This is a genomic window from Rhizobacter sp. P2_D12 (genome assembly GCF_056404395.1).
Window position 1 is genome coordinate 14,222 of the sequence record NZ_JBFUEB010000070.1, and the last position, 21,147, is coordinate 35,368.

Sequence of the window (21,147 nt, forward strand, 5' to 3'; positions counted from 1 at the left end):
CGCGCAGTATGCCGGCGTGTCACGATGGCTCACAACGTGCAAACCAATGCCAAAATCGTCAGATGGGACGATCGGGACAAGAGGGTGGACGCAGGCGAGCCGTGTGTGCCGCCGCCGCATGGGCGCTGGCCGGGCTGCTGGCGGCGCCGCACGCCCGGGCGGCCGGGGCTGCCGAGCCGCCGCAGGGCAAGCCGGTGCTGACGCTGTCCGGCAGCGTGCAGAACCGCAACCTGCCCGAGGGCCTGGTCTTCGACATGCCGGCGCTGGAGAAGCTGCCGCAGCTGAGCTTCTCGACCCGCACCCCCTGGTACAGCAAGCCGCGCAAGTTCACCGGGGTGCGCCTGCGCGACCTGCTGGCCGCCGCCGGCGCCCAGGGCACGGTGGCGCGCGCGGTGGCACTGAACGACTACCGCGTCGACATCCCGGTGGAAGACGCCGCGGCCAGCGACGTGATGGTGGCCTGGCTGCTCGACGACAAGCCGATGACGGTGCGCGACAAGGGCCCGCTGATCATCATCTACCCCTTCGACGACCAACCCGAACTGCGCACCGCGGTTCACTACAGCCGCGCGGTCTGGCAGTTGCGGCAGATCGAGATCCGATGAGCGCGAGCCTGCCGACGACGGTCGCCCCGACCGCCCCGGCTGCCGCGGCCGCAGCCAGCCGGCCGCGCCGGCTCTGGCTGGTGCTGCTGGGCGCCTCGCTGGTGCTGGCATTGCTGGCCGCGGCCTACGTGCAGTGGCGCCAGTACGACCTGCTCGACAGCAGCGTGCACTACCAGAACGACGCGCTGGGCTGGAGCTTCTTCCAGCTCGAGGCCGAGCAACTGCGCCTGCGCAACCAGATGCACGTGACGCTGACCGAATCGCAGGCCGCCGCCACCGATGCGCTGCAGAACCGCTACGACATCTTCGTCAGCCGCATCAGCCTGGTCGATCACGAGCGCGCGGCGCGCATCATGCCCGACCACAGCGTCTACACGCAGGCGATGCAGCAGGTGCGCGCCTTCGTCGCCGAGGCCGACCGCTACCTGGGCGAGAAACCGGTGGCGGTGCTGGACGCCAACGCGCTGCGCATCCTGCTGGTGCGGCTGGACGCGCTGAGCGTGCCGCTGCACGACCTGTCGCTCGGCGCCTCGCACCTGCTGTACGAGCGGGTGTCCAAGCGCAACGCGGCGGTGCGCACGCAGTCGCAGCTGAGCCTCGGGCTGACGCTGTTCCAGTGCGTGCTGCTGCTGGCCTTCGCCTTCATCGTGCTGCGGCAGCTGCGCGTGGTGTCCGAGCGCGGCGAGCGGCTGCAGGCGCTGGCCGACAACCTGGCGGTGGCGCGCAGCCAGGCCGAATCGGCGAGCCGCGCGAAGAGCGTGTTCCTGGCCAACATGAGCCACGAGATCCGCACGCCCTTCCACGGCATGCTGGGCATGATGTCGCTGCTGCAGGACACGCCGCTGACCGGCCAGCAGGCCGGCTTCCTGCTCACGGCCAAGGATTCGGCCAACCACCTGCTGGCGATCCTGAACGACATCCTCGACATCTCGAAGCTCGAATCCGGCAACCTGCAGGTGGCGCCGCGCCCGCTCGACCTGGTCGAGCTGCTGGGCCAGGTGGATGCGCTGATGCGCGTGCAGGCGCACGCCAAGGGCCTGCAGCTGCAGGTCAGCATCGCGCCCGACGTGCCGCAATGGGTGCATGCCGATGCGACGCGGCTGAAGCAGATCCTGTTCAACCTGCTGAGCAACGCGGTGAAGTTCTCCAACGCCGGCATGGTGAGCCTGGCGGCGACGCGGCGCAGCGACGGCGCGCTGCTGTTCTCGGTGGTGGACACCGGCATCGGCATGGACGCGGCGATGCTGGCGCGGCTGTTCCAGCGTTTCTCGCAGGGCGACGACACCACGTCGCGGCGCCACGGCGGCGCCGGCCTGGGCCTGGAGATCTCGCGCAGCCTGGCGCGGCTGATGGGCGGCGACATCACCGTGGCCAGCGAACCCGGCGTGGGCAGCCGCTTCGTCGTGACGCTGCCGCTGCCGGCGGTGGCGGCGCCCGGCGTCACGGCCGACGGCACGCCGGCCGAGGCGGCGCCGATGCAGGCGCTGCGGGTGCTGGTGGCCGAGGACCACCCGGTGAACCGCGCCTACCTCGAGGCGGTGCTCGACAAGCTGGGGCACCGCGCGGTGTTCAGCGAGAACGGAGAGCAGGCGGTGCGCGCGATGCAGGGCGAGGCCTTCGACGTGGTGCTGATGGACCTGCACATGCCGATGATGGACGGCTTTGCTGCGGCGCGGGCGATCCGCGCGATGCCGGCGCCGCAGGGCGAGGTGCCGATCATCGCGCTGACGGCCGACGCATTCCAGGAATCGCAGGAGCGGGCCCGCCAAGCCGGCATGAACGGCTTCCTGACCAAGCCGGCCCACCTGCCGCAGCTGCGCGAGGTGCTGGGGCGCTACGGGCGGCACGCGACGCCGGTCTTCACCGCGGCGCCGGCGCCGGTGGTGCCGGCCGAGCCCTCGCCGCTCGACCAGGCGACGGTCGACAACGTCAGCGTCGCGCTGTCGCCGGCCAAGTACGCCGAGCTGCTGGCGCGCTTCTTCAGCCTGCACGGCGGCACCTTGCAGGCGCTGCGCCAGACCCATGGCCGGCATGACCACGCGAGCGTGCGCAGCCAGGCGCATGCGCTGAAGGGCGCGGCGCTGAGCCTGGGGCTGCGCAGCGTGGCCGACAGCGCGGCGCGGCTGCAGGACGCGGCGGTCGACGGCACGAAGGCGCCGATCGAGCCGCTGCTGGACGAGCTGGACCGCAGCATGGGGATCACGCGCGACCTGTGCGCGAAGCTGGGGTTGCTGGGACCCGGCGGCGCGTCGAATTCCTGAAAGCCGCCCCGCCGAAACGCAGGCCCACCCCCACGCGCGATCGCTACACCACCACCGGCTCCGGCTCCAGCCGTATCCCGAAGCGCCCGTACACGCTCTCCTGGATCGCCCGCGCCAGCGTGACCACCTCGGAGCCGATCGCCCCGCCGCGGTTCACCAGCACCAGCGCCTGCTTCTCGTACACCCCGGCGCGGCCGATGCTCTTGCCCTTCCAGCCGCAGGCATCGATCATCCAGCCGGCGGCCAGCTTCACGCTGCCGTCGGGCATCGGGTAGTGCACGATCTCCGGGTCGCGCCCGATGATGTCGCGGCATTGCTCCGGCGTCACCACCGGGTTCTTGAAGAAGCTGCCGGCATTGCCCACCTGGGCCGGGTCGGGCAGCTTGGCGCGGCGGATCGCGCACACCCAGTCGAACACCTGGCGCGGCGTCGGCGCGGTGATGCCGGTCTCGGCCCTCTTGCGCTCGAGCTCCAGGTAGCCCAGCACCGGCTGCCACGGCTTGGGCAGGCGGAACCGCACCCGCGTGATCACGCTGCGGTTGGCCAGCGAATGCTTGAACACGCTGTCGCGGTAGCCGAAGGCGCAGATGCTGCTGTTCAGCGTCACGCTGCGGCCGGTGACCAGGTCGACGGCATCCAGCGACTCGAAGCGGTCCTTCAGCTCGATGCCGTAGGCACCGATGTTCTGCACCGGCGACGCCCCCACCGTGCCCGGGATCAGCGCCATGTTCTCCAGGCCCGGCCAGCCCTGCGCCAGCGTCCATTCGACGAATTCGTGCCAGTTCTCGCCGGCACCGGCCTCGACGATCCAGGCCCGCTCGGTCTCGCGCAGCAGCGTCATGCCGCGCACCTCGACCTTCAGCACCACCTGGGGCATGTCGCGCGTGAGAATGATGTTGCTGCCCCCGCCCAGCACGAATTTGGGCACCCGGCCCAGCGTGGGGTGGTCGACCACGCGGCGCACGTCGGCGTCGCTCGCCACGCGCACCAGTGTGTGCGCGACCGCGGGCAGCCCGAAGCTGTTGTAGGGTTTCAGGCTCACGCCCGACTCGATTTGCATGGCAGAATTTTCGCTGATCCAGCGAGGAATTACCGACCATGCCCAGCTTCGATGCCGTACTCGACCCCAACCTCGTCGAAGTTCGCAATGCCGTAGACCAGACCGCCAAGGAAATCGGCACCCGTTTCGACTTCAAGGGCTCGTCCGCCCGGGTCGAGCTGAAAGAGAAGGAACTGACGGTCTACGCCGACAGCGACTTCCAGATCGGCCAGGTGATGGACATCCTGCTGGCCAAGCTCACCAAGCGCAGCGTCGACATCCGCTTCCTCGACCGCAGCGCCAAGATCGAGAAGATCGGCGGCGACAAGGTGAAGCAGCCGATCACCGTGAAGAGCGGCATCGACAGCGACACCGCCAAGAAGATCCAGAACCTCATCAAGCAGAGCAAGATGAAGGTGCAGGCCGCGATCCAGGGCGATTCGGTGCGCGTCACCGGCGCCAAGCGCGACGACCTGCAGGCCGCGATGGCACTGATCCGCAAGGACGTGCCCGACGCCCCGCTCACCTTCAACAACTTCCGCGACTGATGCGCCGCCTCCTCGTGGCGGCCGGCCTGCTGGCCGGCGCGCTGTCGACGGGCAGCGCACTGGCGCAGAACGTCTCGCTGAGCGGCAGCCTGGGCGACAAGGCCCTGCTGATGATCAACGGCTCTCCGCGCACGGTGGCCGTTGGCGCCACGGTGCAGGGCGTCAGGCTGGTCAGCCTGTCCGGCGGCGAGGCCGTGGTCGAGGTGGAAGGCCAGCGCATGCAGCTGCGCCTGGGCGGCGTGCAGGTCAACCTCGCGGGGGCACCGTCCGAAGGCGGCGGCACGCGCATCGTGCTGCCCGCCGGGCCCGGCGGGCACTTCTTCACGCAGGGCGCGATCAACGGCCGCGCGGTGGTGTTCGTCGTCGACACCGGCGCCACCAGCGTCGTCATCAGCCAGTCCGAGGCCGACAGCATCGGCCTCAAATACCGCGACGGCGTGCGCGGCACGGCCAACACCGCCAACGGCGCGGTGCAGGCCTGGCGCCTGACGCTCAACTCGGTGCGCATCGGCGACGTGCAGGTGTTCAACGTCGACGCGCTGGTGCTGCCGACCTCGATGAACCAGGTGCTGCTGGGCAACAGCTTCCTCACCCGCTTCCAGATGAAGCGGGAGAACGACACGATGACGCTGGAGAAGAAGCCCTGAGTTCGGGCGGCCGGGCGAAGGCGAAGCTGAACAAGGCCGCGACACCAAGCAACGCCAGCACCAGCAGCATCTCGCGGTAGCCCGGCAGCGCCAGCAGCAGCCACGCCGTCAGCACCGGCGCCGCCGCGCGCGACAGCAGCGCGATCGCCGACATCGCGCCGCCGATGCGACCCACGTGCTCGCGGCCGAAGTACTCCGGCACCAGGTTGCCGCGCACGATGGTCACCAGGCCGTTGGCCACGCCGAACAGCACGGCGAAGGCGATCAGCGCCGCCAGCCCGTCGGCCAGCGCGAAGATCGCGAACGACAGCGGCAGGCCGCCCAGCACCACCAGGCCGAGCCGGCGCGGCGTCACCCAGCGGCCGAAGGCCAGGAACACGAAGCGACCCGCCACCTGCGCCGGGCCGATCCAGGTGAGCACCGCCAGCGCCTGCACCTCGCTGCGCCCCTTCGACGCGAAGATCGGCATCATGTGCGCCCACAACGCCGCCGCCGCAAACGAGTAGAGCGTGAAGGTGCCCGTCAGCAGCCAGAACGAGCGATGCCGCAAGGCCTCGTGCAGCGTCGCGTCATCGGCCACGTCATGGCCGCTGCGCGATACGGGCCGCGGGTCGGCACCGCGCAGCGCCCAGGCGTGCAGCGGCGCCACGCCCAGCAGCAGCACGCCGGCGATCGCCGCCAGCGCGGCACGCCAGCCCCAGGCCCCCACCAGCCAGGCCACGGCCGGGAACGACAGCGTGCTCGCGAAGCCGCCCACCAGCGTCAGCGTCGTGATGCCGTCGCGAAAGCGCAGCGGAAAGCGCTTGGTCAACACGTTGAAGGCCGGCTCGTACAGCGTCATCGCCATCGCCGCACCCAGCAGCGCCCAGGCCCCATACAGCGTGGCCGGCTGTTCCACCTGCGACCACAGCAGGAAACCCGCCCCGGCCAGCAGCGCACCGCCGGTGAGCACGCCACGCCCGTGGCCGCGGTCGATCGCGGCCCCGGCCGCATAGCTGYTCGCGCCCCACACCGCCAGGCCAAGCGTGAAAGCCCCCATCAACACGGGTTTGCTCCACCCCAGCGCGCGCTGCATCGGCAGCACGAAGGACGAGAATGCGTAGTACAGCGCCGCCCAGCTGATCAGCTGGCCGACGGCCAGCGAGGCGACGGTCGAACGGTAGGAGGGCACCGCGGGATTATCGGTACCAGCCTTGTCGCCGCTGGGACACGCAACAAACGCACGACCGTGCTAAAACGCGGCGAGAGACGCGCCCGACAGGAGACACGACGATGGATTTGAACTTCACGCCCGAGGAGCAGGCCTTTCGCGAGCAGATCCGCGGCTGGGTGGCCGAGAACCTGCCGAAGGACATCAGCCACAAGGTGCACAACGCGCTGCGGCTGTCCAAGGACGATCTGCAGCGCTGGGCGAAGATCCTCGGCAAGCAGGGCTGGCATGGCTGGGCCTGGCCGAAGCAGTTCGGCGGGCCGGGCTGGAACGCGGTGCAGCGCCACCTGTTCGAGGAGGAATGCGCGCTGGCCGGTGCGCCGCGCGTGGTGCCCTTCGGGCCGGTGATGGTGGCGCCGGTGATCATGGCCTTCGGTTCGCCCGAGCAGCAAAGGCGCCACCTGCCCGGCATCATGAGCGGCGAGGTGTGGTGGAGCCAGGGCTACAGCGAGCCGGGCTCGGGCTCCGACCTCGCGTCGCTGAAATGCCGTGCCGAGCGCCGCGGCGACTACTACGTCGTCAACGGCCAGAAGACCTGGACCACGCTGGGCCAGTACGGCGACTGGATCTTCTGCCTGGTGCGCACCAGCAGCGACGGCAAGCCGCAGACCGGCATCAGCTTCCTGCTGATCGACATGAAGAGCCCCGGCATCACGGTGCGCCCGATCATCACGATGGACGGCGAGCACGAGGTCAACGAGGTCTGGTTCGACAACGTCGAGGTGCCGGCCGACAACCTGGTGGGCGAGGAGAACAAGGGCTGGACCTATGCCAAGTACCTGCTGGCGCACGAGCGCACCAACATCGCCGACGTGAACCGCTCGAAGCGCGAGCTGGAACGGCTCAAGCGCATCGCGAAGGCCGAGAAGGTGTACGACGACGTCCGCTTCCGCGACGAGATCGCGAAGCTCGAGGTCGACATCGTCGCGCTCGAGATGATGGTGCTGCGCGTGCTGAGCGGCGAGAAGTCGGGCAAGCAGTCGCTCGACGTCGCCGGCCTGCTGAAGATCCGCGGCAGCGAGATCCAGCAACGCCTGACCGAGCTGCTGATGCTGGCCGCGGGCCCCTACAGCGTGCCCTTCATCCACGACGCGATGGAGGCCGGCTGGCAGGGCGACCACGTCGGCGCCGCGTACTGCGCGCCGCTGGCCGCCACCTACTTCAACGTGCGCAAGACCACCATCTACGGCGGCAGCAACGAGGTGCAACGCAACATCGTCGCGCAGACGGTCTTGGGCAGCTGAGGATCACCACATGGACTTCGATTTCTCCGACGATCAAGAGATGCTGCGCGACTCGGTGCGCAAATGGGTGGCCAAGGGCTACGACGCCGAGCGCCGCAAGCGCATCGTGCAGGCCGGCGGGTACTCGCGCGAAGCCTGGCGCGAGATCGCCGACCTGGGCCTGGCCGGGCTGTTCGTGCCCGAGGCGCAGGGTGGCATGGGCTTCGGCCCGGTCGACGCGATGGTGGTGATGGAAGAGCTGGGCCGCGGCCTGGTGCTCGAACCGTACGCCCAGGGCGCGCTGATCGCCGGCGGCGTGCTGTCGGCCTGCGCGCCGCAGCCGGCGATCGACGGCTGGCTGCAGAAGATCGCGGCCGGCGACGCGCTGGTGGTGCTGGCGCACCAGGAGCGCGGCGCGCGCTACCGGCTGGCCCACGTCGAGACGGCGGCCAAGGGCTCCGGCACCGCCTGGACGCTGAGCGGTGCCAAGAGCCTCGTGCCGGCCGGCGACCAGGCCGATGCTTTCATCGTGCCGGCGCGCGTGTCGGGCGCGGCCGACGATCCGGCAGGCATTGCACTGTTCCTGGTCGAACGCAAGGCCGCCGGCGTCAAGGCGCGCGGCTACGGCACCGCCGACGGCGCCCGCGCCGCCGAGCTTTCGCTGGCCGACACGCCGGCCACGCTGCTGGTGCCGGCCGGCGCCGGCCTGGCGGCACTGGAGCATGCGGTCGACATCGGCATCGCGGCGCTGTGCGCCGAGGCGGTCGGCGCGATGGACCAGCTGGTGGCGGTGACCATCGAGTACATGAACACGCGCAAGCAGTTCGGTGTCGCGATTGCCAGCTTCCAGGCGCTGCGCCACCGCATCGCCGACGTCAAGATGCAGCTGGAGCTGGCGCGTTCGATGAGCTACTTCGCAAGCCTGAAGATGAACGAGCCGGCCGATGCGCGGCGCATGGCGCTGGCCCAGGCCAAGTACCAGCTGGGCGTGTCGATGCGCTTCGTCGGCCAGCAGTGCATCCAGCTGCACGGCGGCATCGGCGTCACCGACGAGTACGTCGCCGGCCACTACTTCAAGCGGCTGACGGTGATGGAGCTCAGCTTCGGCGACACGCTGCACCAGCTCGGCGAGGTCTCGGCGCGCCTGCAGGACACCGCGGGCGTGTTCGCCTGAAGGCCGGCAACGGGGTCGCATAATCGCGGGATCCCTCCCCCGGAGCCCCGCCATGCCCGCTCACCCGGCCTCCCGCGCGACCACCGCCGCCACCGTCTCGCTGGTGGTGTTCGCAGGCTGCGTGTTCGCCTTCCTGCCGCCGCTGCTGTCGTCGACGCTCGAATCGGTGCCGCGCATCATCCTGCTCGGCATCGCGATGTTCGTCGCGTTCGCGCTGCACCTGGTCTTCATCGGGATCGCGGCGGCGCGGCTCAAGCGCAGCGCCGCGCTGTGGGTGCTGCTCGCGCTGGTGACCTTCCCGCTGGCCTCCATCGTCGGCCTGGTGCTGTTCACCTGGTTCGAGGACGAACCGGGCCTGGGCGGCCCCACCGCCGCCTGATGCCGGCCACGTCCTTCGGACCCGGCCTGTCCGCCGTCGCCGGCCTGCGCGTCGGCCATTTCACCGACCCGCGCCGCCCGACCGGCTGCACCATCGTGCTGGCGCCCGAGGGCGCCGTGGGCGGCGTCGACGTGCGCGGCGCCGCGCCCGGTACGCGCGACACCGAGTTGCTGTCGCCGCTGAACGCCGTCGAGGCGGTGCACGGCGTGCTGCTGGCCGGCGGCAGCGCCTTCGGGCTGGACGCCGCCGCAGGCGTGATGCGCTGGCTCGAGGAGCGCGGCATCGGCCACCCGGTCGGCCCGCACCGCGTGCCCATCGTGCCGGCCGCCATCCTGTTCGACCTGTTCACCGGCGATGCCGCGATCCGGCCCGACGCGGCCGCCGGCTACGCGGCCTGCCATGCCGCCACCGACGCGCCCTGCGCCGAAGGCAACGTCGGTGCCGGCGCCGGCGCGCTGGTCGGCAAGCTGTTCGGGCTGGACCGCGCGATGAAGGGCGGGCTCGGCTGCGCATCGGTCAGCGTCGCCGGCATCACGGTGGGYGCGCTGGCCGCGGTGAATGCGGTGGGCGACGTGATCGACCCGCACAGCGGCCGCGTGCTGGCCGGTGCACGCAGCGCCGACGGGCGCGGCCTGCTCGGCAGCACCGGCGCGCTGCTGGCCGGCGCGCTGCCGGTACAGCTGCAGCCCGGCGCGGCGACGACGCTGGGCGTGGTCGGCACCGACGCCGTGCTGACCAAATCGCAGGCCAACAAGCTGGCGCAGATGGCGCACGACGGCCTGGCGCGCAGCATCAACCCGGTGCACACGCACAGCGACGGCGACACGGTGTTCGCGCTCGCCACCGGCCGCAGCGGGCTGGCCGGCCACCCGACGCTGCTCGGCACGATGGCGGCCGAGGCGATGGCACGCGCCATCGTGCGCGCGGTGCAGGCGGCGCGCGGCTGGGGCCCCTTTCCGGCGGCGTGCGATCTCGCGGCGGGCGGCCCGTGACGGCCATGACCGATTTCGCGCCCATCGTCTTCGTGCACGGCAACGGCGACACCGCGGCGCTGTGGCTGACCACGTTGTGGCGCTTCGAATCGAACGGCTGGCCGCGCGAGCGGCTGCACGCGCTGGACATGCCCTGCCCGCTGGCACGCGACGACGACGCCGCCCCGCAACCGGGCCGCAGCTCGACGGCCGACGCGCTGCGTTGCCTGGCCGACGAGGTCGCGCGGGTGCGCGCGCTGCACGGTGCCGCGCAGGTGATCCTGGTCGCGAACTCGCGCGGCGGCTTCGCGGTGCGCAACTTCGTCGCGCACGGCGGCGCGGCGCAGGTGTCGCATGCCATCCTCGGCGGCACACCCAACCACGGGGTGTGGGCCGACCCCGGCTTCCGGCCGGGGAACGAGTTCAACGGCGCCGGCCCGTTCCTCGCGGGCTTGAATGCGAACGGCGAGACCCCGCCCGGCCCGCGCTGGATGACGCTGCGTTCCGATGCCAACGACAAGTACGCGCAGCCCGACGGCCTGTGGATCGGCGCGCCCGGCACGCCGACCGGCGTCGATGCCGCCAGCCCGGAGCTGCGCGGCGCCCACAACGTGGTGATCGCCGGCATCGACCACCGCGAGACCTCGTTCGGCCCGGCCGCCTTCGAGGCCACCTGGCGTTTCATCACCGGCCAATCTCCGGCCACGCTGCAGATCGAGCCCGAGGCGCAGGTGCTGCTCGACGGCACCGTGTCGGGGCTGCACGCGCAGGCCGCGGTGCCCGACAACCTGCCGCTGGCCGGTGCGACGGTCGAGGTGTTCGCCACCGATCCCGCGACCGGCGAACGTGCCGGCCCCGCCCGGCACCGCCGCGGCGTCGGCGCCGACGGCCGCTGGGGGCCGTTCGCGACCGACAGCCGCACGCCGCTCGAGTTCGTCATCAGTGCGCCGGACCACGCCACCACGCACATCTACCGATCGGCCTTCCTGCGCTCGTCGTCGCTGGTGCACCTGCGCGCGAGCCGGCTGGCGGACGTCGATGCCGAGACCGTGGCGCTGGTGCAGCTGAGTCGCCCGCGCGGGTACTTCGGCGTGCCGCGCGACCGCATCCTGCTCGACGGCCAGGTGCCAGCCGAGCTGCCGGCCGGCGTGGCCGGCGTGTCACTGGCCACGGCGCGCGTGCTCGACCGGGCGGAGCGCGCCGTCAGCGGCGAGTTCAACGGCGAACACATCACCGGCCGCGCGTGGCCCTGCGCCGGCAACCACGCGGTACTGCTGGAACTGCACTTCTGAGCGGGCGGCCTGCGGCAGGTCGAGCAGCGTCGGGCAGCTGGCCGCGTGCAGCGCATCGACCAGCCTGGCGCAGCGCATGCGCCCGAAGCCCTTGATGCCGACCAGCGTCAGCCGGCGCAAGCGGCACTTCGGAAGCTCCTCGATCAGCGAGGCGAGAAAGCGCGACGTGCAGCCCTTGGTGCCGATGGCGTCGAGCACCAGGTGCGAAACGCCGGCGCGCCGCGTGGGCAACGCGGCCAGCAGCGCCGTCGCGGTGGCGGCGCTGCAGCCCTGCAAGGTGAGGCGTTGCAGCGTGGGCTGGCGGCCCGCGATCCTGGCGAGCCGGCCGGCGCAATCGCTCAGCCACGCTTCGCCGTGCAGCGTGAGCGCCTGCAGCTGCGGGTTGGCACGCAGGATCTTCGGCACCGACGCTTGCCACAGGGCCTTGTTCCTGCTGGAGCCCACGGTGAGCGCGGTCAGGCCGCCGTTCTGCACCAGCACGCCGGTCAGGGCCGCGGCGGCCCGGGCCTTGTCCCGGCCCTCGAGGGGTGCGCCCGACAGGTCGAGGTGCGCCTGGGGCCGTTCGCGCAGCAGCAGACCCAGGCGTTCGGCCGTCGACACGCTGATCTGCCGGGCCCCGAGCCGGATGGTGTTGCGCTGCTCGTCGAGCAGCCACGGCCCGGCCTCCAGGCCGCTGCGACAATCCCGCCAAGCCGTCATGAAGGCATCCCGCGCGAATGAACGATCCCGCTGTGTGACCAGGCGGTGGCCGCAGTTCCCTGCGGGCGGCCGGTCCGAACGGCATTCCTGAACGAAAGAGTTGTCCGATGCGCCTGTCCCAGGTGTTGTTTTCCCAAGGCTTCGGCACGCGCCGCGAATGCGAGGGCCTGATCTTTCACGAGCGGGTCTCGGTGGCTGGACGGGTGGTGGCCGACCCGGCCGAAGAGGTCGCGACCGAGGGCCTGGTCTTCACCGTGCAGGGCCGCGAGTGGACGTACCACGAGAAGGCGCTGGTGCTGCTGCACAAGCCCACCGGCTACGAGTGCTCGCAGAAACCCAAGCACCACCCGAGCGTGCTGAACCTGCTGCCGGCGCCACTGCGCAACCGCGGCGTGCAGCCGGTGGGGCGGCTCGACGAGGACACCACCGGCCTGCTGCTGCTGACCGACGACGGCACGCTGATCCACCGGCTGACCTCACCCAAGCACCATGTGCCCAAGGTGTACGAGGTGACTGCGAAGCACGAGGTGACGCCGGAGCAGGTGGCCCGGCTGCTGGCCGGCGTGGTGCTGGACGACGATCCGGCGCCGGTGCGCGCCGCAGCCTGCGAAGCCACCGGCGAGACCACGCTGCGCCTGACGCTGACGGAGGGCAAGTACCACCAGGTCAAGCGCATGGTGGCCGCGGTGGGCAACCGCGTCGAGGGCCTGCACCGCAGCGCGTTCGGCGAGCTGACGCTGCAGGGCGTGCCGTCCGGGGCATGGCGGTGGGTGTCGGCGGCGGAGCGGGAAGCGCTGGTGCGCAAGCGCTGAGCGGGGCGGCAAGGCGTCAATCCAAGGTCTGAGTCCGACGGCGTTTGGCGAGTGGCTCCTGGCCTTGTGGGGGATTGGGTGCGGTCCGTGGCCTCGGGCTGAATCCAGCATCCGGAGTGCCGAAGGCTGGCAGGGGCGTCGCATCTCCTTCCGGTAGCGCTTCTTTGATCGAGTGCAGTCGGATGATCGCCTCGTGCGGGTCGACCGGCTCGGCGTCCAGTTGAGCGAGGATCGCAGCCAACGAGGCGTTCACCGTCGCATGGAGGATCTCCGGCGCGATGTCAGCACCGTGTTCCCTTCGCGCACCGCTCGTGTCGGTCGTAGCAACCATATCGCCACGCCAGACGCCGTCGGATCGGCTCGAAAGCACCAGCTTCAATCCGCTGGTCGTCTCTGCGGCGGCGAGCTGCTGCTCGAATATCGACACACCGTGTGCACTGATCGACATGCCGGTCAATGTCAGACGTTGCAAGCCCTGGCGAGGCAGGGTGACGGCACCGAGAAATGTCAGCACATCCGTCTCATCCCACCGATCCAGCGTCACAGGGTTGAGGCTCGCGCAATCGCACAGGCCCGTCGCGAGTTCGACGGCGGACTTGCCGAACCACATCCTCGAGCACAGCGTCAGCCTGCGCAGGTGGCTGGGCTGGCTGACGACATTCAGCAACACCTCACGCCAACACACCTTGTTCCTCGATGAACCCAACCGCAATGAAACCAGCGATGCGCTCGTCGTCAACACGTTGATCAATTCGGAGGCTCTGCGAGATTCATTCCTGGCCGGCCCCAAACCGGCGTTGGACAGGTCCAGGTCGGCTTCTTGCATTCCGCTCAACATGTTTTCCAGGCACGGGATGGAGTCGTCCGAGATGTGGTCGCCTGCAAACTTGATCGATCGCCCCTGCACAAGCCACTCGCCGGCGAGATGCTGCATCGTTGGCCCCACAACGATCTCGTCCCGCCCCCGCGCCCGCTTCGGACCGGGGATCAAGACCTTCTCTCGCAGGGCCGGGCGCCGCCCCCGAGGGATTCGATTCGACGATCTCGCAATCCAGCCACAGCAGCACCTCCGGCGCAAATGAACGATCGCCCTGAGTGGCCAGCCCACCCCCCTCAGTTCCAGGTCCGCCGATCCGGACGGCGCCATCGCCGCGACGGATAATCGCCCCCCATGCGCGTCTTCAGCGGTTTCCACCACCCGGGCATGGCCGACGCCTGCGCCCTCACCATCGGCAACTTCGACGGCGTGCACCGCGGGCACCAGGCCATGCTGGCGCTGCTGCGCAACGAGGCCCAGCACCGCGGCCTGCCGTCGTGCGTGATGACCTTCGAGCCGCACCCGCGCGATTACTTCGCCCGTGCCGCCGGCAAGCCCGAGCAGGCGCCGGCGCGCATCGCCACGCTGCGCGACAAGCTCGGCGAGCTCGAGCGCTGCGGCATCGACCAGGTCGTCGTGCTGCGCTTCGACAAGCCCCTGGCCTCGCTGTCGCCCGAGGCCTTCATCGTCGACATGCTGGTGCGCGGCCTGGGCACCAAGTACATCCTGGTCGGCGACGACTTCCGCTTCGGCGCGCGCCGCGGCGGCGACTACGCGATGCTCGACGCCGCCGGCCCGGCCCAGGGCTTCGACGTCGCCCGCATGAAGAGCTACGAGGTGCACGGGCTGCGCGTGTCCAGCTCGGCGGTGCGCCAGGCGCTGGCCGCCGGCGACATGGTGCAGGTGGAGTCGCTGCTCGGGCGCACCTACAGCATCAGCGGCCACGTGATCCACGGCCGCAAGCTCGGCCGCGAGCTGGGTTTCCGCACGCTGAACCTGCGCTTCGCCCACGCCAAGACGGCGGCGATGGGCATCTTCGCGGTGCGCGTGCATGGGCTGGGCGAGCAGCCGCTGGACGGCGTGGCCAGCCTGGGCGTGCGCCCGACGGTCGAAGATGCCGGCCGCGTGCTGCTCGAAGTGCACTGCCTCGATTGGCCCGCCCGCCTCGGTGCCGAAGGGGGCTACGGTAAACTCGTCCGGGTGGAACTGCTGCACAAACTTCGCGACGAAGCCCGTTTCGACGGGCTGGATGCCCTGACGGCGGCGATCCAGCAGGACGCGCAAGACGCCCGCGCCTGCCTGGCGTCGTACGCCGCGCAACGCCGCCAGACCACCCGCGATCGAATTTAACGCTCGCCCCACCCCGTCCTTCGCGAGCCCCGGCGCCCCGCGCCGGCACCTGTCTTCCCGACGCGTCCCCGCGCGCAACGCCATGACCGACAAGCCCACGGACTACCGAGCCACCCTCAACCTGCCCGACACGCCGTTCCCGATGCGCGGCGACCTGCCCAAGCGCGAACCGGGCTGGATCAAGGACTGGAGCGAGCAAGGCATCTACAAGCAGCTGCGCGACGCCCGCGTCGACCGCCCCCGCTTCGTGCTGCACGACGGCCCGCCGTATGCCAACGGCACGCTGCACGTCGGCCATGCGGCCAACAAGATCCTGAAGGACATGATCGTCAAGGCGCGCCAGCTGGCCGGCTTCGACGCACGCTACACGCCGGGCTGGGACTGCCACGGCCTGCCGATCGAGAACCAGATCGAGAAGACCTTCGGGCGCAACCTCGAGCGTGCCGAGGTGCAGGCCAAGAGCCGCGCCTACGCCACCGAGCAGATCGCCCAGCAGATGGCCGATTTCAAGCGCGTCGGCGTGCTGGGCGACTGGGGCAACCCCTACCGCACGATGGACTTCGGCAACGAGGCCAACGAGATCCGCGTGCTGAAGCGGCTGATCGAGCGCGGGTTCGTCTACCGCGGCCTGAAGCCGGTGTACTGGTGCTTCGACTGCCATTCGTCGCTGGCCGAGTTCGAGATCGAGTACGCCGACAAGGCCTCGCAGGCGGTCGACGTGGCCTTCCAGGCCGCCGAGCCGGCGAAGCTGGCCGCCGCCTTCGGCCTGCCCGCGCTCGCCAAGGACGCCTTCGCGGTGATCTGGACCACCACCGCCTGGACCATCCCCGCCAACCAGGCGCTGAACCTGAACCCGGCGCTCGAGTACGCGCTGGTCGACACCGAGCGCGGCCTGCTGCTGCTGGCCTCGGCGCTGGTCGACAAGTGCCTGGCGCGCTATGGCCTGCAGGGCACGGTGGTCGCCACCACGCTCGGGCAGAAGCTGGACGGGCTCACCTTCCGCCACCCGCTGGCCGACGTGGACCCGGGCTACGACCGCGTGAGCCCGGTCTACCTGGCCGACTACGCCACCGCCGAAGACGGCACCGGCATCGTGCACTCGGCGCCGGCCTATGGCGTGGACGACTTCAACTCCTGCCGCGAGCATGGCCTGGCCGTCGATGACATCCTGAACCCGGTGCAGGGCAACGGCGTCTACGAGGCGACGCTGCCGCTGTTCGGCGGCATGCACATCTGGAAGGCCGCGCCGCTGGTGGCCGATGCGCTGCGCGATGCCGGCCGGCTGCTGGCCAGCGCCAAGCTCGACCACAGCTACCCGCACTGCTGGCGCCACAAGACGCCGGTGATCTACCGCGCCGCGGCGCAGTGGTTCGTGCGCATGGACGAGGGCGAAGGCGTGTTCACGAAGGACAAGGCGCCGAAGACGCTGCGCCAGACCGCGCTCGACGCGATCGGCCAGACCAGCTTCTACCCCGAGAACGGCCGCACCCGCCTGCACGACATGATCGCCAACCGGCCCGACTGGTGCATCAGCCGCCAGCGCAACTGGGGCGTGCCGCTGCCGTTCTTCCTGCACAAGGCGACGGGCGAGCTGCACCCGGACACGATGGCGCTGATCGACCGCGCCGCCGACGTGGTGCAGCAAGGCGGCGTCGAGGCCTGGTCGAAGCTGACGGTCGACGAGGTGCTGGGCGCCGAGGCCGGCGACTACATCAAGAGCAACGACATCCTCGACGTGTGGTTCGATTCGGGGTCGACCTTCTACCACGTGCTGAACGAGAAGGTCGGCAGCCAGCCGGGCACCACCAGCGAGGACGGCCCCGAGGCCGACCTGTACCTGGAAGGGCACGACCAGCACCGCGGCTGGTTCCATTCGTCGCTGCTGATCGCCTGCGCGATGGAAGGCCATGCGCCGTACCGCGGCCTGCTGACGCACGGCTTCACGGTCGACGGCCAGGGCCGCAAGATGAGCAAGAGCCTGGGCAACTTCATCTCGCTGCAGGATTCGGTGCAGGAGATGGGGGCCGAGATCCTGCGCCTGTGGTGCGCCGCGACCGATTACTCCGGCGACCTGGCGATCGACAAGAAGATCCTCGCCCGCGTGGTCGACGCCTACCGCCGCATCCGCAACACGCTGCGCTTCATGCTGGCCAACACCAGCGATTTCGACCCGGCCGCCGATGCCGTGCCGCCGGCGCAGATGCTGGAGATCGACCGCTACGCGCTCGCACGCGCGGCGCAGTTCCAGGCCGAGGTGCTGAAGCACTACGAGGTGTACGAGTTCCACCCGGTGGTGGCCAAGCTGCAGGTGTTCTGCAGCGAAGACCTGGGCGCGTTCTACCTCGACGTGCTGAAGGACCGGCTGTACACCACCGCGCCGAAGTCGCTGGCCCGGCGCAGCGCGCAGACCGCGCTGTGGCACGTGACGCACGCGATGCTGCGCTGGATGGCGCCGTTCCTGAGCTTCACCGCGGAAGAGGCCTGGAAGGTGTTCGCGCCGGGGCAGTCGGCGTCGATCTTCATCGAGACCTTCAGCGACACGGCCGGATGGGTCGACGACGCGCTGCTGGCGAAGTGGGCGCGGCTTCGCGAGGTGCGCGACCTGGCCAACAAGGAGATCGAGGCGCTGCGCAGCGCCGGCCAGGTGGGCTCGTCGCTGCAGGCCGAGCTGGCGATCACGGCCGGTGCGGACGACCATGCGCTGCTCGCATCGCTGGGCGACGACCTGCGCTTCGTGACGATCACCTCGCAGGCGCGGCTGGTGGCGGGCGATGCGCTGGCCGTCACGGTGACGCCATCGGCCGCGACCAAGTGCGAGCGCTGCTGGCACTACCGCGACGATGTCGGAATCGATGCTCGGCATCCGACGATCTGCGGGCGGTGCACGAGCAATCTGTATGGCGATGGTGAACAGCGGAAGGTTGCCTGAGCATGGCGTTCAAGAAATCCGGCAGCGGCTCCCTGCTCCCCTGGCTGGGCGTCGCCCTCATCGTCATCCTGCTCGACCAGCTCACCAAGACGCTGATCGTCCGCAGCTTCACTTACGGCGAGAGCGTGCACGTCACCTCGTTCTTCAACGTCGTCCGCGTGCACAACACCGGCGCGGCGTTCTCGTTCCTGGCGGGGGCGTCGGGCTGGCAGCGCTGGTTCTTCGTCGCGCTCGGCGCGGTGGCCGCCGCCTTCATCGTGTGGATGCTGCGCAGCCATGGCGGGCAGAAGATGTTCGCCTGGGCGCTGTCGCTGATCCTCGGCGGCGCGCTCGGCAACGTGATCGACCGGCTGATCCACGGCTACGTGGTCGACTTCATCCAGGTGCACTGGGCCGACAGGTTCTTCCCGTCGTTCAACCTGGCCGACAGCGCGATCACGCTGGGGGCGATCCTGCTCATCCTCGACGAGTTGCTGAGGGTCAGGCGCGGCAAGTAGCCCGGATGGCAATCCGGGGAATGTCGGACTGACGATCCCTACGAGATCAGGCCGTCGCGCAACTGCAGCGCGTGCTCGCCGAAGCGGTGCAGGTCGTCCGGGTCGTGCGTGATCATCACCAGCGGAATGTCGATCTGCGCCAGCAGCCGGTCCAGTTCGTCGCGCGTGCGCTCGCGCAGCGCCGGGTCGAGCGCCGAGAACGGCTCGTCCAGCAACAAGGCGCGCGGATCGTTGACCAGCGCGCGCGCCAGCGCGGTGCGCTGCCGCTGCCCGCCCGACAGCTGGTGCGGGCGCTGCGACGCCACCGGCTGCAGCTCCAGCGCCGCAAGCCAGCGCTCGACCGCCTCGCCGCCCACGTCGCGCGCCGGGTTCAGCCAGCCGCGCTGCAGGCCGAAGGCAATGTTCTGCCGCACGTTCAGCTGCGGGAACAGCGCGTAGTCCTGGAACAGGTAGCCGAAGCGCCGCTGCCGCGCCGGCACCGCGATGCGCGCGTCGCTGTCGAACAGCGTGTCGCCGTTGAAGACGATGCGGCCGGCGTCCGGCCTCAAAAGCCCGGCGATGGCCTGCAGCGTCAGCGTCTTGCCGGCGCCCGACGGCCCGTAGATCACGGTGCGCCGCGCCTGCGACGTGAAGCGCACGCGCAGCTCGAAGCGGCGGCGCTCGCTGGCGACCGCCTTGCGGATGTCCACCTCGAAGCTCACCGCCACACCCTCCCCGGCAGAAGCCGCCCCGCCAGCAGCAGCACCGCGATGCAGGTCAGCGAGGTGATCAGCACCAGCACGTTGGCCACGCCGTCCTGCCCCGCCTGCACCGCCTCGTAGACCGCCACCGACAGCGTCTGCGTGCGCCCCGGGATGCTGCCCGCCACCATCAGCGTCGCGCCGAACTCGCCCAGCGAGCGCGCGAACGCCAGCAGCGTGCCGGCAAGGATGCCGCGCCAGGCCAGCGGCAGCGTCACGCGGAAGAACACCGCCGCCTCCGACAGGCCGAGCACGCGCCCGGCATCCTCCAGCTGCGGCTCGACCGCCTCGAAGGCCGCGCGCGCCGACTTCAGCACCAGCGGCAGCGCCACCACGCTGGCCGCGATCACCGCGCCCTGCCAGGTGAAGATCAGGTTGATGCCGAAGGTCTCGTGCAACCAGGCGCCGAGCCAACCGCGCCTGCCGATCAGCACCAGCAGGTAGTAGCCGAGCACGGTGGGCGGCAGCACCATCGGCAGCGTCAGCAGCGCGTCGAGCAGGTCGCGACCCGGGAAGCGCCCGCGGGCCAGCAGCAGGCCCAGGCCGACGCCGAGCAGCAGATCGATCAACGTGGCCCAGCCGGCCACCTTCAGCGACAGCGCCAGCGGGATCCACGCGGACTCCGCTGCACTTGCGGCTTCAGCAAACATGGGGGGAGAGACGACGTGAAGGACCCCGAAATGTAGCGCAGGACATAACGCGCAGCCCGGATGCCCATCCGGGTCGTCCTCCCGTCAAGGCACCAGCACCGACCCGCCTATCGTCTTGCGCGCCTCCAGGTCGATGTGGGCCTGCGCCGCGTCCTTCAGCGCATAGCGGTGCTCGACCGGGATCTTCACCTGGCCGCTGGTCACCATCGCGAACAGCTCGTCGGCCATCGCCTGCGTCGACTCGCGGCTCGCGATGTGGGTGAAGACCGTCGGCCGCGTCAGGAACAGCGAGCCCTTGGCGCCCAGCACCCCCAGGTCGAACGGCGGCACCTTGCCCGAGGCGCTGCCGTAGCTGGCCATCAGGCCGAAGGGTTGCAGCGAATCGAGCGACTTGTCCCAGGTGTCGCGGCCGACGCCGTCGTAGACCACCTTGACGCCCTTGCCGCCGGTGATCTCCTTCACCCGGGCCGCGAAATCCTCGCGCGCATAGTTGATCGTGAAGGCCGCGCCATGCGCCTTCGCGGCGGCGCATTTCTCGTCGGTGCTGGCGGTGCCGATCAGCTGCAGGCCGAGCGCCCTCGCCCACTGGCAGGCGATCAGCCCGACACCGCCGGCCGCGGCATGGAACAGCACGAAGTCGCCGGCGGCCAGCCCGCCCTGCGGCAGCGTCTTGCGCAGCAGGTACTGCGTGGTCAGGCCCTTCAGCATCATCGCCGCGCCTTCGTCGAAGCCGATCGCATCGGGCAGCCGCACCACGCACTTCGCCGGCATCACCCGCAGCGTCGAATACGCACCGGGAGGCTGGCTCACGTAGGCCGCGCGATCGCCGGCACGCAGGTGCGTGACGCCCGCGCCCACCGCGTCGACGACGCCGGCGCCCTCGACGCCCAGCGTCAGCGGCAAGGGCAGTGCGTACAGGCCGGTGCGGTGGTAGATGTCGATGTAGTTGATGCCGATGGCATGGTGGCGGATGCGGATCTCGCCCGGCCCGGGCTCGCCGACCGGCACCTCGGCCAGTTTCATCGCCTCGGGGCCGCCGGGTTGTTCGATGCGGATGACTTGCGCGGAAAGTGGCATGGCATGGTCCTCGAAGCTGCAGGGAGATGCGGTATCGTGCCAGCACTCCCCCGCCCTTGCCCGTACCCGGTCTTGAAACGCCTCACCACCGCACCCAACCTCGCGCTCGCCCAGCTGTGGGCGGACATGCTGACGCAATCGGGCATCCCGACCAGCGTGCAGCGCGCCTTCGCCAGCAGCCTGTCCGGCGGCGTGCCCCCGGACCAGACGCTGCCGGAGTTGTGGGT

At 70.3% G+C, this 21,147-nt stretch carries 19 protein-coding genes; 13 read left to right on the forward strand and 6 right to left on the reverse strand.

The annotated features are described in order from the left end of the window. The first annotated feature begins 101 nt into the window (after window positions 1-101). Window positions 102-605, forward strand: a complete 504-nt coding sequence (locus AC1DYN_RS21590) for a putative pterin-binding protein (RefSeq protein ID WP_477963166.1) — start codon at window positions 102-104, stop codon at window positions 603-605. Next, window positions 602-2,866: an ATP-binding protein gene (locus tag AC1DYN_RS21595; RefSeq protein ID WP_477963167.1), complete on the forward strand. Its 2,265-nt coding sequence runs from the start codon at window positions 602-604 to the stop codon at window positions 2,864-2,866. The genes AC1DYN_RS21590 and AC1DYN_RS21595 overlap by 4 nt, the downstream gene beginning before the upstream one ends. A 43-nt stretch (window positions 2,867-2,909) precedes the next feature. Here AC1DYN_RS21595 and murB read toward each other — a convergent pair whose 3' ends face one another. Then, complete coding sequence (gene murB, locus AC1DYN_RS21600; protein ID WP_477963168.1) at window positions 2,910-3,926, reverse strand: UDP-N-acetylmuramate dehydrogenase; 1,017 nt, start codon at window positions 3,924-3,926, stop codon at window positions 2,910-2,912. Between the two features lie 38 nt (window positions 3,927-3,964). On the opposite strand from murB, the gene AC1DYN_RS21605 reads away from it, so the two are divergent. Together AC1DYN_RS21605 and AC1DYN_RS21610 are read left to right on the forward strand one after the other, a co-directional pair. Next, window positions 3,965-4,453 (forward strand): YajQ family cyclic di-GMP-binding protein, encoded by a 489-nt coding sequence (locus AC1DYN_RS21605; RefSeq protein ID WP_477963169.1) that lies wholly within the window; start codon window positions 3,965-3,967, stop codon window positions 4,451-4,453. After that, a complete protein-coding gene (locus AC1DYN_RS21610) occupies window positions 4,453-5,100 on the forward strand; it encodes a retropepsin-like aspartic protease family protein (protein ID WP_477963170.1) in 648 nt (215 codons plus the stop codon). The genes AC1DYN_RS21605 and AC1DYN_RS21610 overlap by 1 nt, the downstream gene beginning before the upstream one ends. Here the strand turns inward: AC1DYN_RS21610 and AC1DYN_RS21615 are convergent. Further along, window positions 5,042-6,271, reverse strand: coding sequence for an MFS transporter (locus AC1DYN_RS21615; protein ID WP_477963171.1), 1,230 nt, complete (start codon window positions 6,269-6,271; stop codon window positions 5,042-5,044). The two genes, AC1DYN_RS21610 and AC1DYN_RS21615, sit on opposite strands and share 59 nt — an antisense overlap. 101 nt (window positions 6,272-6,372) lie before the next feature. Between AC1DYN_RS21615 and AC1DYN_RS21620 the strand changes: the two genes are divergently transcribed. The 6 genes from AC1DYN_RS21620 to AC1DYN_RS21645 all read left to right on the forward strand — a co-directional run bounded on the left by AC1DYN_RS21620 (window position 6,373) and on the right by AC1DYN_RS21645 (window position 12,860). After that, window positions 6,373-7,554, forward strand: a complete 1,182-nt coding sequence (locus AC1DYN_RS21620; protein ID WP_477963172.1) for an acyl-CoA dehydrogenase family protein — start codon at window positions 6,373-6,375, stop codon at window positions 7,552-7,554. Between the two features lie 10 nt (window positions 7,555-7,564). Beyond that, window positions 7,565-8,707, forward strand: a complete 1,143-nt coding sequence (locus AC1DYN_RS21625; RefSeq protein ID WP_477963173.1) for an acyl-CoA dehydrogenase family protein — start codon at window positions 7,565-7,567, stop codon at window positions 8,705-8,707. A 52-nt stretch (window positions 8,708-8,759) separates the two neighbouring features. Then, window positions 8,760-9,086 (forward strand): hypothetical protein, encoded by a 327-nt coding sequence (locus tag AC1DYN_RS21630; RefSeq protein WP_477963174.1) that lies wholly within the window; start codon window positions 8,760-8,762, stop codon window positions 9,084-9,086. Beyond that, entirely contained in the window at window positions 9,086-10,078 is a 993-nt protein-coding gene (locus tag AC1DYN_RS21635; protein WP_477963175.1) for a P1 family peptidase, read from the forward strand. Before AC1DYN_RS21630 ends, AC1DYN_RS21635 begins: the two co-directional genes overlap by 1 nt. A 5-nt stretch (window positions 10,079-10,083) precedes the next feature. Then, the gene (locus AC1DYN_RS21640; RefSeq protein WP_477963185.1) at window positions 10,084-11,349 is read left to right on the forward strand and encodes a twin-arginine translocation pathway signal; all 1,266 of its coding nucleotides are present in this window, start codon (window positions 10,084-10,086) and stop codon (window positions 11,347-11,349) included. Window positions 11,350-12,155: 806 nt separating this feature from the next. Next, a complete protein-coding gene (locus AC1DYN_RS21645; RefSeq protein WP_477963176.1) occupies window positions 12,156-12,860 on the forward strand; it encodes a pseudouridine synthase in 705 nt (234 codons plus the stop codon). A gap of 16 nt (window positions 12,861-12,876) precedes the next feature. Here AC1DYN_RS21645 and AC1DYN_RS21650 read toward each other — a convergent pair whose 3' ends face one another. After that, window positions 12,877-13,794: a hypothetical protein gene (locus tag AC1DYN_RS21650; protein WP_477963177.1), complete on the reverse strand. Its 918-nt coding sequence runs from the start codon at window positions 13,792-13,794 to the stop codon at window positions 12,877-12,879. A gap of 237 nt (window positions 13,795-14,031) precedes the next feature. Here AC1DYN_RS21650 and AC1DYN_RS21655 point away from each other — a divergent pair, with 237 nt between their 5' ends. The 3 genes from AC1DYN_RS21655 to lspA all read left to right on the forward strand — a co-directional run bounded on the left by AC1DYN_RS21655 (window position 14,032) and on the right by lspA (window position 18,453). Further along, the gene (locus AC1DYN_RS21655) at window positions 14,032-15,027 is read left to right on the forward strand and encodes a bifunctional riboflavin kinase/FAD synthetase (protein WP_477963178.1); all 996 of its coding nucleotides are present in this window, start codon (window positions 14,032-14,034) and stop codon (window positions 15,025-15,027) included. An 82-nt stretch (window positions 15,028-15,109) separates the two neighbouring features. Continuing rightward, window positions 15,110-17,956: an isoleucine--tRNA ligase gene (ileS, locus tag AC1DYN_RS21660; protein ID WP_477963179.1), complete on the forward strand. Its 2,847-nt coding sequence runs from the start codon at window positions 15,110-15,112 to the stop codon at window positions 17,954-17,956. Window positions 17,957-17,958: 2 nt separating this feature from the next. Further along, window positions 17,959-18,453 (forward strand): signal peptidase II, encoded by a 495-nt coding sequence (lspA, locus tag AC1DYN_RS21665; protein ID WP_477963180.1) that lies wholly within the window; start codon window positions 17,959-17,961, stop codon window positions 18,451-18,453. Between the two features lie 38 nt (window positions 18,454-18,491). On the opposite strand, the gene AC1DYN_RS21670 is transcribed toward lspA, so the two are convergent. The 3 genes from AC1DYN_RS21670 to AC1DYN_RS21680 all read right to left on the reverse strand — a co-directional run bounded on the left by AC1DYN_RS21670 (window position 18,492) and on the right by AC1DYN_RS21680 (window position 20,920). Further along, the gene (locus AC1DYN_RS21670; protein ID WP_477963181.1) at window positions 18,492-19,154 is read right to left on the reverse strand and encodes an ABC transporter ATP-binding protein; all 663 of its coding nucleotides are present in this window, start codon (window positions 19,152-19,154) and stop codon (window positions 18,492-18,494) included. Then, window positions 19,151-19,843: a molybdate ABC transporter permease subunit gene (gene modB / locus AC1DYN_RS21675; RefSeq protein ID WP_477963182.1), complete on the reverse strand. Its 693-nt coding sequence runs from the start codon at window positions 19,841-19,843 to the stop codon at window positions 19,151-19,153. The genes AC1DYN_RS21670 and modB overlap by 4 nt, the downstream gene beginning before the upstream one ends. A gap of 84 nt (window positions 19,844-19,927) precedes the next feature. After that, window positions 19,928-20,920 (reverse strand): quinone oxidoreductase family protein, encoded by a 993-nt coding sequence (locus AC1DYN_RS21680; RefSeq protein ID WP_477963183.1) that lies wholly within the window; start codon window positions 20,918-20,920, stop codon window positions 19,928-19,930. Window positions 20,921-21,147 lie beyond the last annotated feature (227 nt).

Coding starts and splice junctions, on each gene's coding strand:
- AC1DYN_RS21595 (WP_477963167.1), top strand. CDS start 602: ATGAGCGCGAGCCTGCCGACGACGGTCGCCCCGACCGCCCCGGCTGCC.
- murB (WP_477963168.1), bottom strand. CDS start 3,926: ATGCAAATCGAGTCGGGCGTGAGCCTGAAACCCTACAACAGCTTCGGG.
- AC1DYN_RS21605 (WP_477963169.1), top strand. CDS start 3,965: ATGCCCAGCTTCGATGCCGTACTCGACCCCAACCTCGTCGAAGTTCGC.
- AC1DYN_RS21610 (WP_477963170.1), top strand. CDS start 4,453: ATGCGCCGCCTCCTCGTGGCGGCCGGCCTGCTGGCCGGCGCGCTGTCG.
- AC1DYN_RS21620 (WP_477963172.1), top strand. CDS start 6,373: ATGGATTTGAACTTCACGCCCGAGGAGCAGGCCTTTCGCGAGCAGATC.
- AC1DYN_RS21625 (WP_477963173.1), top strand. CDS start 7,565: ATGGACTTCGATTTCTCCGACGATCAAGAGATGCTGCGCGACTCGGTG.
- AC1DYN_RS21630 (WP_477963174.1), top strand. CDS start 8,760: ATGCCCGCTCACCCGGCCTCCCGCGCGACCACCGCCGCCACCGTCTCG.
- AC1DYN_RS21640 (WP_477963185.1), top strand. CDS start 10,084: ATGACCGATTTCGCGCCCATCGTCTTCGTGCACGGCAACGGCGACACC.
- AC1DYN_RS21645 (WP_477963176.1), top strand. CDS start 12,156: ATGCGCCTGTCCCAGGTGTTGTTTTCCCAAGGCTTCGGCACGCGCCGC.
- AC1DYN_RS21650 (WP_477963177.1), bottom strand. CDS start 13,794: ATGCAGCATCTCGCCGGCGAGTGGCTTGTGCAGGGGCGATCGATCAAG.
- AC1DYN_RS21655 (WP_477963178.1), top strand. CDS start 14,032: ATGCGCGTCTTCAGCGGTTTCCACCACCCGGGCATGGCCGACGCCTGC.
- ileS (WP_477963179.1), top strand. CDS start 15,110: ATGACCGACAAGCCCACGGACTACCGAGCCACCCTCAACCTGCCCGAC.
- lspA (WP_477963180.1), top strand. CDS start 17,959: ATGGCGTTCAAGAAATCCGGCAGCGGCTCCCTGCTCCCCTGGCTGGGC.
- modB (WP_477963182.1), bottom strand. CDS start 19,843: ATGTTTGCTGAAGCCGCAAGTGCAGCGGAGTCCGCGTGGATCCCGCTG.
- AC1DYN_RS21680 (WP_477963183.1), bottom strand. CDS start 20,920: ATGCCACTTTCCGCGCAAGTCATCCGCATCGAACAACCCGGCGGCCCC.